The following is a 16,931-nucleotide window of genomic DNA, read 5'->3' on the forward strand; positions in this document are numbered from 1 at the left end:
GGTCTGGTGGTGCTCAGCGCAGGTTCATGACGGCGTTGCCGACGCGTTCCTGGATCGCGAACAGATTCGGGACGTTCTCCTGGGTCTGGACGTGGCTGCCGCCGGCGCCGGTGTTCACCCAGAGGCCGAAGTTCAGCAGGGCGGTCAGTTTCGGATGGCGGTTCGCGGTCGCCAGGTACTCGTACTGCTTGCCGATCACCTGCTGCTCGGTGGTGAAGCCGTTCCAGGTGTCGGGAACGTTCGGCGGGAACATGTAGGTCCGGTCGGTGGGGTCGAGGGTCATCTCGTCCAGCCGGGTCGCGGCCGCCTCGATCGTCGCGGCGTCCATCGAGTACGCGTCCATGCCGAGCCAGTCGACCGCGGCCGGGACGTGCGCCCAGGTGTTGATGTCGTACAACGTGTCGGTCATCAGGATCGGCCCGGCCGGGATGCTGCCCGCGGTGATGCTCGCCTTGACGGCGTTGGCGTGCACGTCCATCTGCGCGCCGGTGATGCCGTAGATGTACGGCTCGTCCTGGAGGTAGTAGCCGAAGATCTTGTCCTTGTACGGCTGCAGCATCGCGACGTACGAGTTCCAGCGGGACCGGTCCGGATACATCGCGTGGCTGCCCGGGTCGAAGAACTCGCTGCCGACGTACACGATGCAAGAGTGTGGCGGACAGGACGCGAAAACGTCGGTCCGGTACGTCACCGGCTGGGCGGGGTCGGTTGGTGACACGTTGATCCAGTGCAGGTTGGCGATCCCGGCCATGTCCGGGACATGGTTGCCCGCGGCATCGTCGTTCCGGGTGCCGTACGTCCCGTAGTACTTGAGGAACGGGAACGGCGACACCTTGCCCACGGTCAGATCGTCGACCGTGCTGACTTCCTTGTACGGCGCGGTCGCGCTGCCGTTGCTGAGGTACGCGCCCAGGTAGACGTACGATTTGCCGACGGAGGCGCCGAGGGCGAACGAGGTCTGCGCGCCGTTCACGGTGACGGTGACCGTCGGGTTCGCCGTACTCGCGGCCGTGATCCGGACCGTGACGGCGTACCCGGCCGCGCTGCGCGTTGCGGTGAGGGTCGGGCCGAAGACCGCGCCGTCCTTGTAGAACGTGACGACGCCGTTGCGGGCGATCGTCATCCCGAGCCGGTTCGCCGCGTCCGTGACGTAGCCCGTCGACGTACTCGAACTGGACAGCATCAGCGAAACCCAGTCGCCGGGCGTGCCGAACAGGCCCGGGTCCGGGTCCACCGTCGCGGCGAGGTCGATCGCGTCGTCACCGTCCGGGATCGCCGGCACGTTGGTCTTAACCGCCGACGGCGCGACCCAGAACGAGAGCTTGCCGGGGTACGCGTTGTTGTTGACCTGGGAGTAGTTCGACGGCGGCGGCGCGGTGCTCGACCAGTTGCCGGAGACGCGCGTGTAGCCGGCGTTCGTCTGCGGGGTCTGCCGTCCGGCCAGGTTGTCGTTGAGGCCGTACCCCGGGTCGGTGTCGGCGGCGCCGTCGAACGAGTCGGCGTACTGCGTGATCTTGCTGATCTGCAGATTGTCGACGGCGCTCACTTCGCCGTACGGCGGGGTGCTGCTGCCGCTGGTGAGGTACGCGCCGAGGTACACGTAGGCGCGTGGTAGCGGTGCGACCAGGGCGGCGGTCTTCGTTGCGCCGTTGACCGTCACGCTCACCGCGGGTGCGGCTGTCGATGCTCCGGTGACGGTGACGGCGACCCCGAATCCGGTCGACTGCCTCGTCGTGGTGAGGCTCGTGGGCCATTGCGCGACACCGTTGCGGTAGAGCATGACCTCGCCGGTTCGCCGTACGGTCAGGCCGATCGCGATGTCGGAGGCGGTGACGTAGCCGGTCGAGGTACTGGTGCCGGAGAGCATCAGCGAGGACCAGTCGGTGTCGGGGCCGGCCGAGTTCGCGTTCGGATCGACGGTGGCGGAGACCGTGAACGCGTCGGTGGCGTCGGCGGCCGCCGGTGCGTCGAGGCGGACGGCGGAGTTGCCGATCCAGAAGGACAGCCGGCCCGGGTACGAGTTGTTGCCGACCTGCGAGTAGTAGCTCGGCGGCGTGGAGGCGGGCGACGTCCAGTTGCCGTGGACGCGGGTGAAGGTGACGCCCTTGCCGGCGCCGGACTGGCGGGTGCCGAGGGAGTCGTTCAGGCCGTACGTCGGGGACGCGTCGCGCGCGCCGTCGAACGAGTCGAGCAGGCCGGGCGAGGCGACGGCGACGGCGGGTGCGGCGGGGAGCAGGCCGACCAGTAGTAGTGCGGCCGCTGCGGCAGCTGCGAGCTTCATCGAGTTCCTCCCGGGTCCGGGGCGGCGAGTGGGGGGTGGTGCGGAGCTCGTCGGAGACGCATCATTGGAGCGCTCCAATTGCTCAGAAGTTACGCCGCACCGGCGCACACGTCAACGGCCACGGATGGCCGGAACCGGAGGACCCGTGAATCAGCTCACCGCCCTGTCCCGCTGGCTCGGGGAGGAGCACCGCGAGCTCGCTCTCCTCGGCGAGGGCAACCTCTCCGCCCGCCTCGGCCCCGACCGCATGCTGGTGAAGGCCAGCGGTACGTCGCTCTCCCAGGCGAGCTTCGTCGAGGTCCGGATCCGGCCACTGCTCGACCTGCTCGACGCACCCGATGCGGACGACTCCGACGTACAACAAGCCTTGCTGGACAGCCGGATCGACCCATCCGCGCCGCAACCCTCGGTTGAATCGCTCCTCCACGCGGTCGCACTCACCGATACGGGCGCGTCCGTGGTCGCACATTGCCATCCGCAGTCCGTCAACGCGATCGTCTGCTCGGACCGGGCGTCGACACTGGTCGACGGCGCACTGTTCCCGGACCAGATCGTCGTACTCGGCCGGGAACAGCTGCTGCTGCCGTACGTCGACCCCGGCCTCGAACTCGGCCGGCGGTCGCGGGCGGCAATCCTCGAGTACATCCAGCGACTGGGCGAGCGGCCGCGGGTGATCTACCTCGGGAACCACGGCATGGTCGCGCTCGGCGACTCCTGCGACGAGGCCCGGCGGATCACCCAGATGGCCGACAAGACCGCCCGGATCCTGCGCGACTGCCTCGCGATCGGCACCCCGCAATACCTCCCCCAGCACCTCGCCGACCGCATCCACACCCGCCCTGACGAGCAGCTCCGCCGCTCGGCCCTCGCCGGTGGGTTGCCTTCAGATTGTTAGTCGGCTAAATTTTCTGCTTAGCCGACTAACGATAAGCAGGAGGACGGGTCATGGACCTGGGTTTCAAGGACGCGGCAGTGCTGGTGACCGGTGGGTCGTCCGGAATCGGGCGGGCCACGGCGGTCGCGTACGGGCGGGAAGGCGCGCGGGTCGCGATCACCTACAACAGCCGGAAGGACGCTGCCGAGGCGGTCGCCGAGGAGATCGAGGCGGCGGGCGGTACGGCGTACGTCGTACCGATGGACCTCGGTACGCCGGAGACGATCGCGGCCGCGGTTGCCTCGGTGGTCGAGCACTGGGGCGGGCTGGACGCGGTCGTCGCGAACGCGGTCAGCTGGGGGACGCTCGGGTACGACGAGCGGCCGTCGAAGGTCGAGGAGTCGCGGCCGGAGTGGTGGACCGAGATCATCCGGGCGAACCTCGAGGGAAACTTCCACCTGGTGCAGCAGGTCGCGCCGGCGCTGCGGGGGTCGGAGCACGGGCGGCTCGTGCTGCTGTCGACCGACCTCGCGGAGCGCGGGATGGCCGGTTCCTGGGCGTACAGCGCGGCGAAGGCGGGGCTGCACGGCCTGGCGGCGAGTCTGCAGCACGATCTGGGCGCCGACGGCGTACTCGTGAACGTCGTACTGCCCGGAATCACGCTCGAGAACGGCGTGCACCGGGTCATCCCGCAGCCCGCGCTGGAGCGGATCGCGGCCGGGTTCACCGCGCGGCACCTGCCGGACGTCTCCGAGATCGCCGACGCGATCCTGTTCCTGACCTCGCCCCGGACCCGGGCGATCCAGGGCCAGCTGCTGCACGTCACCGGCGGCGATCTGATTCCCGCGTAATCCGGCGTTGCCGGGCTCGGCGCTTGTACGGTGGGCTCAGGAGTTCTCGGCAAAGGAGCGGCGCGATGACCCGGGCACTGATCGTGGTTGATGTGCAGAACGACTTCTGCGAGGGCGGGAGCCTGGCCGTCGCCGGCGGCGCCGACGTCGCGTTCCGGATCGGCGAACTGCTCCACGAGTGGCACGAGGCGGAGCCGGACGAGCGGCAGTACGCGTACGTCGTGGCCACCCGGGACCACCACATCGACCCGGGTGACCACTTCTCCAAGACCCCCGACTTCGTGAACTCCTGGCCCCCGCACTGCGTGGCCGGCACCGACGGCGTCAGCTTCCACCCGAACCTCGACCCGCAGCCGTTCGACGCGATCTTCGACAAGGGCGAGTACGCCGCGGCGTACTCCGGCTTCGAGGGCAAGTCCCACGAGGGCGGCCACCCACTCGCCGACTGGCTCCGCGGCAAGGGCGTCACGGACGTCGACGTCTGCGGCATCGCCACCGACTACTGCGTCCGCGCCACCGCCCTGGACGCCAAGTCCCAAGGCTTCGACACCACCGTCCTCACCACCCTCACCGCCGGCGTCGCCGAACCCACCACCCACCAGGCCCTCACCGACCTCCGCAACGCCGGCATCACCCTCACCTGACCGTTGGAGCGCCGGCCAAGAGCTGACGTGGCGAGCGAGCGGATGTGGTTCGCCCCCACCCACCCACCGGCTTAATGCCGGCCCTTCTGCCCGCTGCCGCGGGCGAGTTGCGAGCTGCCGCTCGCGGGCGACGGCTAGGCGGGCGCACTCGGCAAAGGTGAAGGTGGTGACTGGCGCGGGTTGTGCGGCGGAGGTAGCGGCCGGGAAGTGAAGGTGGTGGCGCGGGTTGTGCGGTGGATGTGGTGAACAAGCGCACGTGGTGAACGAGCGGACGTGAGTTACCCGCCGCGTGCTCCGACCCATACACCGACCTGCGTCGGCACCTCCCGGCTGGCGCCGGGGACTTGCGAGCCGCCGCTCGCGGGTGACAGCTAGGTGGGTGCACGCGGCACAGGCGAAGAGCGTCAGCGGAGTCACTGCCCACACCTACGTCACCACGATCGCGACCGCGCCGGGCGATCAAGCCGCCCGCCACGCACGACGGATTCCCACCCACCTTTGCGTCGGCGCGAACTGCACGTTCGTCCGCCACGGGCGTCGTGAGCACTCGCGCTTCGGCTTGTCCAGCGGGTCGCCGGGGCGACGGCGACCGACCCAGCCGTATTCAGGTGGCGATCAGCACCTGAACCGGGGTCAGGTGCTGATCGCCTATCTATCCATACGAGGAACAGTCGTCCAGGGTTGCCGCAAGCCACGGACAGCTCGGCTCGCCGACCACCTGACGGCGGGCAGGCAGGCCGACGCCGCGTCCGCAACCGGGGCGGGTGGGCGGTGCGTCGGTTGCGGACCCTCGCGGCGTCCGTCCGTTTCGCCAGTACCGGTCGGCGGATGTGGTCACATGCGGCGGCAGCCGGCAAGTCCGGCGTCAGCCGGGGGCGGGTGGGGCGGCGCGTAGCACGGCGACGAAGGAGCCGCGCGTAGCACCGCGTGGGGCAGACCACACCCGCCCCGCGTCGGTGCTAGGCCGTGACGGTGATCGGGGTGCCGTTCGAGACCAGCGACCAGTCGACCGTGTGGAAGGTCTTCGGGTCGACGGTGCCGGTTGCGGTCACGTAGTCGATCATCAGTTGGCGGATCTCGACCTGCCGGTTGTAGACCACCGGTGCGGTTTTGACGTGCGGGAAGTTGCCGCCGCCGGACTGGCGGTAGTTGTTGACCGCGACAACGAACTGCTGGTCGGCGGCGACCGGCGTACCGTCGTACGCCAGGCCGGTGATCCGCGCGCCGGGGGCCTTGGCGATGTCGATCGTGTAGGTCAGCGGCTTGGTCAGGCCGCCGACGATGTCGTAGTTGTAGTCCGGCGTACCGTTCGGCGCCGTCGAGGTCGGCGCGTTCGTGACCTGGGACGAGGGGAACGGGCCGGTGCCGGTGACCTGCTTGAAGTAGTACGCCGAGAACTCCAGGTAGTCCTTGACCTGGGCGCCCGTCATCGTCACCGCGAGCAGGGTGTTGTCGAAGACGTACAGCCCCGCGACGTCGCGGATCGACACGTCACCGGCCGGGATCGACGCGTCGCGGTTGAACGGGGCCGCGATCGCGAGCACCGGCAGCGAGGCCTGCGGCGTACCGGCGAGCGCCTTCGACACCGCGTCCGCCTGGACGAAGTTCACGAAGTCGAGGGCCGCGGTGTCCTCCCACGGCGCGGTCGCCGCGGACATCGCCTCGGTGCAGGTGCCGACCTTCGAGTTCACGTACTGGACGACCTTGTCGTGGTCCTTCTCCAGCAGCGCGACCACGTCCGGGTCGGCGGCGACAGTGTTCGCGTTCAGCACCTGGCTGTGCCGGGCGACCACCTTCCACTGGCCGCGGACCTTCTGCAGGTCCAGGTCGAACAGCGACAGCCGCATGCCCCACTTCAGCGGCTCGCTCAGCACGACCTGCTCGCCGCTCGTCTTGTTCGTGACCAGCCGCTCCGGGATCTCCAGGTGCGCGTGGCCGACCAGGACGGCGTCGATGCCAGGGACGGTCTCGGCCATCAGCACGGACGCGTTCTCCGGGTACGGCAGCGCGTCGCCGTACGACGAGGACAGGTCCATGCCGGAGTGCACCGAGGCGATCACGAGGTCGGCGCCGGCGGCCCGGACCTTCGGGACCCACTGCCGGGCGAGCTCGACGATGCCGCCGAACTTCAGCTTGTTCTCGACGTTCGCCTTGTCCCAGATCGCGATGCCCGGGTTGGTCAGGCCGAGGATGCCGACCGTGATCGGCTTCTCCCCCGGCACGTGCACCCGCTTCAGCACGTACGGCGGGAAGGCGGGCAGGCCGGTCGTCCAGTCCTGGGCGTTCGCGCCGAGCAGCGGGAAGCGCAGCTGGCGCTGGAACTTGCGGAGGATGTCGAGGCCGTAGTTGAACTCGTGGTTGCCGAGCGCCGCGGCGTCGTACCCGATCCGGTTCATCGCGGCCGCCATCGGGTGCGTGTGGCCGCCGGTGATGGGCTCGATCTTCGCGTAGTAGTACGCCAGCGGGGTGCCCTGGATGGTGTCGCCTGCGTCCAGCAGCAGCGGGCGCGGCGCGTGCCGGTCCTCGGCGAGGCGGTCCCGGACGGCGCTGACCAGCGTGGAGATCTTCGCCAGGCCGATGTCGTTGTGCGCGGAGTCGTCGTACTCGGTGTTCTTGAAGTAGTCCCAGTTGAACACGTTGCCGTGCAGGTCGGTGGTGCCCATCACGGTCAGCCGAACCGTCTTCCCCTGACCACCCGCGAACGCTGGCGCCGTCTGGAACCCGGCCGCGGCCAGCGCCGCCGCACCGCCGATCCCAGCACCGATCACTGTGCGTCGCGTCATCGTGTTCCGCTCACCGCTGTCGCTCATCGCCCCGCCTCACAAGGTCGCTCCGCCGGGATCTCCGGCACGAATGCACACGATAAGCGAGACCCGGTGGACAACTGCCCCCACCCACACGAGAAGATGCGCCCCATGACCAAGCCGCCCGGCAAACTTCTGCCGTTGGTCGCCGCTCTGCTCTGCGGTGCCGTCCTCGCCCAAGCCGCCTCGCCCTCCGGTCCGTCCGTCACGTCCGCCGCGCCCGTGGTGAGCACGACGCCGGACCACGGACTCTTCAGTACGCCCGGTACGTCGAAGCGCGGCGAGCCGTCGTCGTCGAAGCCGAGTACGCCGCCGGTCACGCCGACCCCGCCGAAGCCGCCCGCCGACGACTGGAACCTGACCGGCCACGGGAAGGTCCTCTACCTGACCTTCGACGACGGACCGCAGCACGAGTGGACGCCGAAGGTTCTTCAGGTACTGCGCAAGCACCACGCGCAGGCCACGTTCTTCGTGCTCGGGATCCAGGTCGCGCAGTACCCGGAACTGGTCGCCGCCGAGCGCGCCGCCGGGCACCGGATCGGCAACCACACCGTCGACCACAAGACGCTGACCCTGCTGCCGGAGGCCAAGATCCGGCAGGAGATCGCGATGGGCGTCAAGTCGAAGTGCCTGCGGCCGCCGAGCGGTGCGACGAACGCCAAGATCCAGGCGATCGCCGCGGCGTACCACCAGCGTCAGGTGCTGTGGGACGTCGACACTAAGGACTGGGAGAAGCCCGGCACCGCCCACATCGAACACGCGATCATGTCCGGCGCCCGCCCCGGCGCGATCATCCTGATGCACGACGGCGGCGGCAACCGCTCCGAAACCGTCGCCGCCCTCGACCAGGCCCTCACCAAACTGACCGCCCAGGGCTACACGTACCGCGCGCTGCCCTGTTAGCGCTGGACGCCGGCGGTTCCGTTCGAGAAGTGGCGGATGGCCTCGTCGATGACGTGGACGGGCTGGTCGAGGGCCTTGATCAGGAACATGCCGGTGGGGCGGAGCAGCGGGTTGGGCTTGACGACGCTACGGACCGACGGCTGGTCGAGGCCGCGGACGCCGGCGGTGGTCGCGCCGACGCCGCGCTCGAGCGCCAGGTCGAGCATGTACTGACCGAGCAGCTTGTGCTGGGTGAAGCCGCGGACGGTCGCCCACGGGAGTACGACGGGGAACGCCGCGCCGTCGCACGCCAACTCGAGGCCCTTGCCCGAGATCCGCATCGCCACCGGCGGCAGCTCGTTCGCGTCGTACCAGTGCTGCCGGTCGGCCTGCACGCGGTACACCAGCAGCGTGCTGATCACCAGCGGCAGCATCGCCGCGATCAGCAGCAGCGCGAACGGCCACATCCCGGAGCCGCGGAACGCGAAGAGCGCGTACACCGCGGCGATGATGCCGATCCCGCCGAGGATCGCGGTCACCCAGGCGCCGCGCCGCTCCACGGTCCGCACGACCTCGCGCCGGCGCAGCACCGCGTCGCGGTCGACACCGACCACGAACGCCTGTCCCGGATCACCTGGTGGCATCGCTACCTCCGGCGTGTCGTCTGCCGCGTCCAGCTCTGCGACCTGTGAAGTTGCGTCCCCGTCCTCACTCACGGAGAAAGAATCCCACAGTCTGCTAGTTCTTGCGGCGGCCAGCCCAGGTCCAGGCGTAGACGCCGTCGTCGACGGCCTGGCCGCCCTCGCCGAGTTCGAGGGGGCGGAAGGTGTCGACCATCACCGCGAGCTCCTCGAACCGCTCCGCGCCGAGGGAGGCCTCGATCGCGGACGGTTGCGGGCCGTGCGCGTAGCCTCCGGGGTGCAGCGAGATCGAGCCGAGGCCGATGCCGGAGCCCTTCCGCGCCTCGTAGTCGCCGCCGCAGTAGAACATCACCTCGTCGGAGTCGACGTTCGAGTGGTAGTACGGCACCGGCACCGACAGCGGGTGGTAGTCGACCTTCCGCGGCACGAAGTTGCAGACCACGAAGTTGTACCCCTCGAACACCTGGTGCACGGGCGGCGGCTGGTGCACCCGCCCGGTGATCGGCTCGAAGTCGCTCACATTGAACGTGTACGGGTACAGGCACCCGTCCCAGCCGACCACGTCGAACGGGTGCGTCGCGTACGTCATCCGGGTGCCGACGATGCCGCCCGGCCCGTTGCCGCGGTGCTTCACCAGCACCTCGACGTCGGTCCCCTCCTGGACGAGCGGCTCGGTGGTGGGGTGCAGGTCGCGTTCGCAGTACGGCGAGTGCTCGAGGAACTGGCCGTACCGGGACAGGTAGCGCTTCGGCGGGGCGATGTGCGAGTTGCCCTCGATGCAGTACGCCGAGACGCCGTCCGGGCCGGGGAGCCAGCGGTGCGTGGTGGCGCGCGGGATGATCACGTAGTCGCCCTCGACCGCGTTCAGCACGCCGAAGACGGTCTCCACGGTGGCCGACCCCTTCTCGACGTACACGCACTCGTCGCCGATCGCGTTCCGGTAGTACGGCGAGGGCTGCTCGGCGACGGCGTACGAGATCCGGACGTCCCCGTTACCGAGGACCAGCCGGCGGTCCTCCACGGCGTTCGACTTGGACGTGTCGGTGAACAGGTCGTGAAGCTTCAGGTGGCGGGGTGTCAGCGGGTGGTTCGCGACGGTGGCGAGGTCCGGCAGGTCCCACACCTGGGAGTCGACGAGCGCGGACGGTACGCCGGCGTGGTACAGCAGCGAGGAATCCGACGAGAAGCCCTCCTCGCCCATCAGCTCCTCGTAGTACAACCCGCCGTCCGGTTTCCGGAACTGGGTGTGCCGCTTGGGTGGTACTTCCCCGACCTGCCGGTAGAACGCCATGCTCACTCCGTTGAACGATAATCGAACGCGTGCGTCCGCTTACCGAAAGCATCCGTTAGGCTCTGGAACATGTCAACCGTGCCCGCGCTGTACCACCACCTGGTCGACGACGCCTCGATGTTCCCGCCCGGCAACCTCCCCCTCGAGGAGGCCGTCGCCGCCCACCGGTCCCACCTCCACTCGGCCTACGCCGACCTCGTCGGCACCTTCGTCTGCACGGACGACGACCTGATGAAGGTCGCCGAGGCCGCGTCCACGCCGCTGCGGGTGTCCGTGGTGATCTCCGGCGGGGCCGGTGGGATCGAGCCCGTCGTGCGGTGGGGGGATCGGTCGAAGGATGTGGTGGTGGCGGGGGTCGAGGTGCGGTTGCGGGACGAGGACGACCTTTCGCGGAACGCGCTGCGGGTGGTGCGGGCGTGCGACGACTGCCTCGACGAGGAGGCGGCGTACGTCGAGATCGGGACGGAAGGCGCGTGGGAGCGGGCGCTCGACGTGGTCGCGGACGCCGGGTACCACGCCAAGCTCCGCACCGGCGGGCTCGACGCGCACCTGTTCCCTTCGTCCCAGCAGGTGGCGGCGTTCATCACCGCCTGCCTGGGCCGTGAAGTGCCGTTCAAATGCACCGCCGGTCTGCACAACGCGGTCCGTCACACCGCGGAGGGCTTCGAGCACCAGGGCTTTCTGAACGTCCTGCTCGCCACCCGCGCATCGCTCGACGGCGCCAACAGCGACGAACTCGTGGAACTGCTGGACAACCGCGACGGCGAGGCGCTGGCCGCGCGGGCGCGCGGGCTGTCCGACGACCAGGCGGCGAGCACCCGCCGCTGGTTCACCTCCTTCGGCTCGTGCAGCATCGAGGAGCCGGTGACGGACCTGAAGAGCTTGGGGTTGATGTGATGAGCTGGATCGACATGCCGGACGGCTCGCCGTTCGGGCCGGACAACCTGCCGCTCGGGGTGTTCCGGCTCGGCGACGAGGAGCCGCGGGTGGGCGCCGCGATCGGCGACCAGATCATCGACCTCGCCCCGGTCGCGTCCGCACAGATGCTGGACGGCGCCCAACTGTTCGCGCAACCGACCCTGAACGCGTTCCTGGCCCTCGGCCGGCCCGCCTGGCGCGCGACCCGCAACTGGCTCCTCGACCTGGTCCGCAACGCGAACGACCGCGACGCCGTCGAGCCGCACCTGATCCCACAGTCCGCGGTCAGCATGCAGCTCCCGTTCGAGGTCGCCGACTACGTCGACTTCTACGCCTCCGAGCAGCATGCCACGAACCTCGGCCGGCTGTTCCGCCCCGACTCCGACCCGCTGCTCCCGAACTGGAAGCACCTCCCGGTCGGCTACCACGGCCGGGCCGGCACGATCGTTGCCAGCGGCACGGAGATCGTCCGCCCGTCCGGCCAGCGCAAACCCCCGGACGCGAGCGCCCCGACGTACGGCCCGTCCCAGCGCCTCGACATCGAGGTCGAGCTCGGGTACGTCGTCGGTACGCCGTCGACGCTCGGAAAGCCGGTCTCCGTCGACGACTTCGAGGACCATGTGTACGGCGTGGTGATCGTCAACGACTGGTCCGCCCGCGACCTCCAGGCCTGGGAATACGTCCCGCTCGGCCCCTTCCTGGGCAAGTCCTTCGCCACCTCCGTCTCCCCCTGGGTGGTGTCCCTCGACGCCCTCACCCACGCCAAAGTCCCGCTGCCGACTCAGATCCCACCCGTCCTCCCATATCTGGGCGGACAGAACCTCACGAACTACGACATCACCTTCGAAGTCAGGTTGAACGGCCACCTGGTCAGCACCCCGCCGTACCGCGACATCTACTGGTCCCCCGCGCAGATGCTCGCCCATATGACCGTGAACGGCGCCAGCGTCCGCACCGGCGACCTGTACGCCTCCGGCACGGTCAGCGGCGCGGAGAAGAACCAGCGCGGCTCGTTCATCGAACTGACCTGGGGCGGCCGCGAACCGCTCGTACTGGACGGTCGAGAGCACACATTCCTGCAGGACGGCGACCAGGTCACGATCAGCGCCTGGGCCACCACCTCGACCGGCACCCGCCTCGGCCTGGGCGAGGTTACGGGGACGGTCGTTCCAGCCTCGGCGGCCGCCAAACGCGGAGCTCAACATGCTCGGCCGCATGATGGAAGTCCCGATCGGTGGTGAGAACCGTGTGGTCACCGGTTATCGCCAACTGCGCGATCAGCGCATCCACGGAGCTCAGCTGAACCCCCGATCGCCGGCAGGCATGACCCACGGCCGCGGCACCGAGGTAGTCGTCTCGGTCCGGCTCAATGAACTCCAGGACGTCGAATGCAGCTCTGATCGTCTGCTGCGCCTTGGGCGGCGCGAATCCACGCAGCAACTCCAGGAGGATCATCCCGGTCGTGACGACACTGTCCCCACCGGTCAGGGCGCGGCGCAGCGCCTCGACCTCCGGGACATCAGGCGGCACGTCGCGGCGGTACGCCAGCGACCAGACACTCGTGTCGACCAGCAGGGCCATCAGTCAGCAGTCGCGAGCTTGCCGTCACGGGACCGGCGATCTTCTGCGTAATCGTAGGAATCATCCCAGTCGAGCGTGCCGAACGAGTCGACCAGTTTCGTCTGCGCGCGCCGCGCGATGAACTCCTGCAGCGCGATCGTAACGGCCTCCTTCTTGGTCCGCACTCCGCTGATGGCGAGCGCTTGCTCAAGAAGCCGGGGATCTATCGCGAGGTTGGTAGCCATGTGCGCCTCCTTACACATAAGACTACACACCAGGATCCACGCCTGATCAGTTTGTTCATTAGTGTTCGTTTCTCTTGACGAGTTAGCGGTTACGTGCGAACTTCGTCGGCATGAAACGTTCAGTGGGGTGTGGAGTACTGGCTGTAGCCATGGCCGCCGCTGTGCTGATCGCGCCGGCCGGCGCACAGGCCCAACCAGCACAACAGGCGGACGGCGACCCGCAACTGCGGTCGCCGGAGCTGACGGTCACCGTCGCGGCGGACTTCCCGCGGGTGATCAGGTACGTCGACAACGCCTCCGGGCAGGCGCTCGGCGGACAACCGGACGCGATCTCGACGGTCACGATCGACGGGGTCGCCCGCACCGCGCACCTGGTCGCGCCGGCCGCGATCGGCGACGGCAAGGCGTCGTACACGCTCGGCTTCGACGCGCTGCCCGGCGTCGAGCTCGACACCAGCCTGAGCGTCGCGGGCCGGGTGACGACGTTCGCGATCGACGCGGTCCGCGACACCGACAGCAGTCGGGTGCACACGATCGACATCCCGAACCAGGACCTGGTGTCGGTGGCGAGTACGGACGCCGGCGCGACGACCGCGTTCACGACGCTCGACCCGGACTCGACGCGGACCGCGGACAAGATCACGCCGGTCACCGCGGACACCCCGGCGGAAACGTCCGCGACCGGTGCGGCGTACGCGTTCGTCAACACCAGCGGGCTGGCCGCGGGCATCGAGTCGAACTCGACGTACGACAAGCCGTCCGGGCCGTCGGTGGACGACGGCGCCCGGTTCTGGCACCGGGCCCGCAAGGGCAGCGACGGCAGTACGCGGGTCGGCGTCTGGAGCGGTCAGTGGACGTACCGCGCCGACACCTCGCCGTACACCGAGCCGCTCCCCTGGGCGAAGGTCGTGGTCACCCCCGACGCCAACAACGACAAGACCGTGGACTGGGAGGACGGCGCGGTCGCGTTCCGCTCGATCATGACCGAGCCGAACGGCGGCGACCAGGTCAAGGACCGGGTGATCACGCACATCCCGTTCAACTTCGCCAGCCAGGCCACGCATCCGTTCCTGCGGACGCTCGACGACGTCAAGCGGATCTCGCTGTCCACCGACGGGCTCGGCCAGATGGCGCTGCTCAAGGGCTACGCGTCCGAGGGGCACGACTCGGGACACCCTGACTACGGCGGCAACTACAATGTCCGCGCGGGCGGCCTGACCGACCTGAACACGCTGCTGAAGCAGGGCAAGTCGTGGAACGCGGCGTTCGGCGTGCACGTGAACGCGACCGAGTCGTACCCGGAGGCGAACGCGTTCAGCGAGGACCTGGTCGACAAGAACGCCAAGGGCTGGAACTGGCTGAACCAGAGCTACTACATCAAGCAGCGCCCGGATCTTGCCTCGGGCAACATCGTGAAGCGGTTCCAGCAGCTGCGCGACGAGACCGACAAGAACCTGCAGGAGCTGTACATCGACGTGTACTACCAGTCCGGCTGGCTCGCCGACGGCCTCACCCGGCAGCTGTCCGCGCAGGGCTGGCAGATCGCCACCGAGTGGGCCGACCGGCACGAGCGGACGTCGCTGTGGTCGCACTGGGCCAACGACCTCGACTACGGCGGCGCGACCAACAAGGGCCTGAACTCGAAGATCATCCGGTTCGTCCGCAACCACGAGAAGGACGTCTGGAACAACGACCCGATCCTCGGCCAGTCGGCGATCGTCGAGTTCGAGGGCTGGACCGGCGAGACCGACTGGAACGCCTTCTACGCGAACATCTGGCAGCGCAACCTGCCGGCGAAGTTCCTGCAGCAGCAGAAGATCCTGGACTGGAACGCGGACGACATCACGTTCACCGGCGGCGTCCGCGGCGCGGTCGAGAACGGGAAGCGGACCGTGTACGTCGGGAACGCGAAGGTGCTGGACGGCGACAAGTACCTGCTGCCGTGGGACAACAACAAGAAGCTGTACCACTACAACCCGGCCGGCGGCCGTACGACGTGGCAACTGCCGGCAGCGTTCGCGGGGGTGCAGACATTCACCGCGTACCAGCTAACCGACACCGGCCGCACCAAGCCGACCACCATCCGTGCGAACCACGGGTCCATCACCCTCGATGCAGTTCCGGGCAAACCGTACGTGATCTACCCGGTAGCCGCTCCGCAGCCTCGCGCGGTGAACTGGGGTGAAGGCACGCACTTGAAGGACCCCGGCTTCAACGCGGGCAACCTGGATGCCTGGAACGCCACCGGTGGAGCGACGATCGCGACGCTCGAGAACGGTCAGCACGTGGCCGAGCTCGGGAAGAAGGCTTCGTCCTTGACGCAGCGCATCACCGGGCTGACGAAGGGGCGTACGTACAGCGCGTCCGCCTGGGCGGAGGCGTACCGTCCGACCACCATCTCCGTCGACGGGGTGAGGAACGTCGTCAATCGGTCGACCGTCGAGAACATGGTGGCGGCGGACGACAAGCACGGGATGTACTACCAGCGGGCGCGAATCCTTTTCACAGCAAAGGGAAGCACCGCTGACCTGGCAATCGGAGCCGCGGCTGGGGCTGGGCAGGTGCGGGTGGATGATGTGCGGGTGGTCGAGACTGCGGCGGCTCAGGCGGCCGAAGGTTTCGAGGATGTGGATCAGGGGTGGGGGCCCTTTATCAAGGGCGATGCCGGTGGCGTGACCGATCCGCGGACGGTGCTCGCGAAGAAGCATGCGCCGTACACCCAGGCCGGGTGGAACGGGAAGCTCGTCGACGACGTCCTGGACGGGAACTGGTCGCTCAAGTCTCATGAGGAGAACGAGGGGCTGGTCTACCGGACCGCGCCGTGGACGGTGAACTTCCAGGCGGGGCACAAGTACAAGGTGAGCTTCGACTACGAGAGCGGACGGGCCGGGCAGTACGCGTGGGTCCAGGGCGTCGATCGTCCCAGCTCGGTCGAGGTGAAGGCGACGCCGATCGGTGAGCAGCGGACGAAGGCGACGTTCGGCCAGGAGTTCGTCGCCGGGTGTGGCGGGGACTACTGGGTCGGGTTGCGGAAGCTCACCGACGGCGGCGACCAGACCGACTTCGTGATGGACAACTTCGCCGTCACCGATCTCGGTACGACGTCGGAGCCGGCGGACTGCACCTCCGTCGCGGTCACCGGGCTGACCGGACTCGTGTCGGGCGAGGCGAATGTCGTCACCACGACGTTCACCAACAACGATGTGGTTGCTGCCAGCAACATCACGCTCGGCCTCACGGTGCCGGACGGGTGGACCGTGGCGGCGACCAGTCCCGCGACGTACGCGACGGTTGCCGCCGGTGCGACTGTTTCGACCACATGGGATGTCACTCCGCCGGCCGGTACGCCGGAGGGGAAGTACGTGCTGTCGGCAACGGGTGGGCGGGCGACGATCACCGGGGAGGCGACGGTGCTGCCGCCGGGGATCGTTCCGCAGTCGCGGATCAAGGTGGTGGCTGTGGACAGCGAGGACGTTGCCACGGGTGGTGCGGCGACGATGGCGCTGGACGGGAATCCCAGTACGATCTGGCATTCCGCCTGGTCGCAGGTGAGTACGCCGGCCGGGTTCCCGCACTTCATGACGCTCGACCTCGGGTCGACGTACCAGGTGAACGGGTTCAGCTACCTGCCCCGGCAGAGCGGGACGAACGGGATGTTCAAGGGGTACGAGCTGTACGTCAGCGCGGACGGCCAGGACTGGGGCACGCCGGTCGCGACGGGACAGTTCCCGAACTCCACCGCCGTACAACGGCTGGACTTCCCCGCCAAGCCCGGCCGCTACGTGAAGTTCGTCGGCACCAGCTCGTTGAACGGAGCAGTCTTCGGCTCAGCCGCCGAGCTCAACGTCTACGGCACACACTAGACAACGCGGCGGCGCCACTTCCCGCCCCCCCGGGGGGGGGGGCCCCCGCCCCGGGGACAGTGAGGTGCGGGTGGGTT

General features: G+C 68.7%; 13 protein-coding genes. 7 read left to right on the forward strand and 6 right to left on the reverse strand.

Annotated elements, in window-relative coordinates:
• Positions 1-13: 13 nt before the first annotated feature.
• The gene (locus ACFV9C_RS07465) at positions 14-2,281 is read right to left on the reverse strand and encodes a hypothetical protein (protein WP_380191398.1); all 2,268 of its coding nucleotides are present in this window, start codon (positions 2,279-2,281) and stop codon (positions 14-16) included.
• Between the two features lie 145 nt (positions 2,282-2,426).
• Here ACFV9C_RS07465 and ACFV9C_RS07470 point away from each other — a divergent pair, with 145 nt between their 5' ends.
• The 3 genes from ACFV9C_RS07470 (at position 2,427) to ACFV9C_RS07480 (ending at position 4,650) form a co-directional block, all read left to right on the forward strand.
• Positions 2,427-3,176, forward strand: coding sequence for a class II aldolase/adducin family protein (locus ACFV9C_RS07470; protein ID WP_380191400.1), 750 nt, complete (start codon positions 2,427-2,429; stop codon positions 3,174-3,176).
• A gap of 50 nt (positions 3,177-3,226) precedes the next feature.
• Positions 3,227-4,006, forward strand: coding sequence for an SDR family NAD(P)-dependent oxidoreductase (locus ACFV9C_RS07475; protein WP_380191402.1), 780 nt, complete (start codon positions 3,227-3,229; stop codon positions 4,004-4,006).
• A 65-nt stretch (positions 4,007-4,071) separates the two neighbouring features.
• Positions 4,072-4,650, forward strand: a complete 579-nt coding sequence (locus ACFV9C_RS07480; RefSeq protein ID WP_380191404.1) for a nicotinamidase — start codon at positions 4,072-4,074, stop codon at positions 4,648-4,650.
• Positions 4,651-5,609: 959 nt separating this feature from the next.
• On the opposite strand, the gene ACFV9C_RS07485 is transcribed toward ACFV9C_RS07480, so the two are convergent.
• Positions 5,610-7,460 (reverse strand): bifunctional metallophosphatase/5'-nucleotidase, encoded by a 1,851-nt coding sequence (locus ACFV9C_RS07485; protein ID WP_380191406.1) that lies wholly within the window; start codon positions 7,458-7,460, stop codon positions 5,610-5,612.
• 105 nt (positions 7,461-7,565) lie between these two features.
• Between ACFV9C_RS07485 and ACFV9C_RS07490 the strand changes: the two genes are divergently transcribed.
• On the forward strand, positions 7,566-8,357 hold the full coding sequence (locus tag ACFV9C_RS07490; protein ID WP_380191407.1) for a polysaccharide deacetylase family protein: 792 nt from the start codon (positions 7,566-7,568) through the stop codon (positions 8,355-8,357).
• Here the strand turns inward: ACFV9C_RS07490 and ACFV9C_RS07495 are convergent.
• A complete protein-coding gene (locus tag ACFV9C_RS07495; protein WP_380191409.1) occupies positions 8,354-9,052 on the reverse strand; it encodes a hypothetical protein in 699 nt (232 codons plus the stop codon). The two genes, ACFV9C_RS07490 and ACFV9C_RS07495, sit on opposite strands and share 4 nt — an antisense overlap.
• A gap of 22 nt (positions 9,053-9,074) precedes the next feature.
• Entirely contained in the window at positions 9,075-10,268 is a 1,194-nt protein-coding gene (locus ACFV9C_RS07500; protein ID WP_380191411.1) for a homogentisate 1,2-dioxygenase, read from the reverse strand.
• A gap of 69 nt (positions 10,269-10,337) precedes the next feature.
• Here ACFV9C_RS07500 and ACFV9C_RS07505 point away from each other — a divergent pair, with 69 nt between their 5' ends.
• Complete coding sequence (locus tag ACFV9C_RS07505; RefSeq protein ID WP_380191413.1) at positions 10,338-11,165, forward strand: hypothetical protein; 828 nt, start codon at positions 10,338-10,340, stop codon at positions 11,163-11,165.
• Entirely contained in the window at positions 11,165-12,427 is a 1,263-nt protein-coding gene (gene fahA, locus ACFV9C_RS07510) for a fumarylacetoacetase (protein WP_380191415.1), read from the forward strand. Before ACFV9C_RS07505 ends, fahA begins: the two co-directional genes overlap by 1 nt.
• On the opposite strand, the gene ACFV9C_RS07515 is transcribed toward fahA, so the two are convergent.
• The gene (locus tag ACFV9C_RS07515) at positions 12,339-12,767 is read right to left on the reverse strand and encodes a PIN domain-containing protein (protein WP_380191417.1); all 429 of its coding nucleotides are present in this window, start codon (positions 12,765-12,767) and stop codon (positions 12,339-12,341) included. The genes fahA and ACFV9C_RS07515 overlap by 89 nt on opposite strands.
• The gene (locus tag ACFV9C_RS07520) at positions 12,767-12,991 is read right to left on the reverse strand and encodes a type II toxin-antitoxin system VapB family antitoxin (RefSeq protein ID WP_380191419.1); all 225 of its coding nucleotides are present in this window, start codon (positions 12,989-12,991) and stop codon (positions 12,767-12,769) included. Before ACFV9C_RS07520 ends, ACFV9C_RS07515 begins: the two co-directional genes overlap by 1 nt.
• 110 nt (positions 12,992-13,101) lie before the next feature.
• Here ACFV9C_RS07520 and ACFV9C_RS07525 point away from each other — a divergent pair, with 110 nt between their 5' ends.
• A complete protein-coding gene (locus tag ACFV9C_RS07525) occupies positions 13,102-16,854 on the forward strand; it encodes an endo-alpha-N-acetylgalactosaminidase family protein (protein WP_380191421.1) in 3,753 nt (1,250 codons plus the stop codon).
• The last annotated feature ends 77 nt before the right edge of the window (positions 16,855-16,931 follow it).

Source organism: Kribbella sp. NPDC059898 (assembly GCF_042730855.1).
Classification (GTDB): Bacteria; Actinomycetota; Actinomycetes; order Propionibacteriales; family Kribbellaceae; genus Kribbella.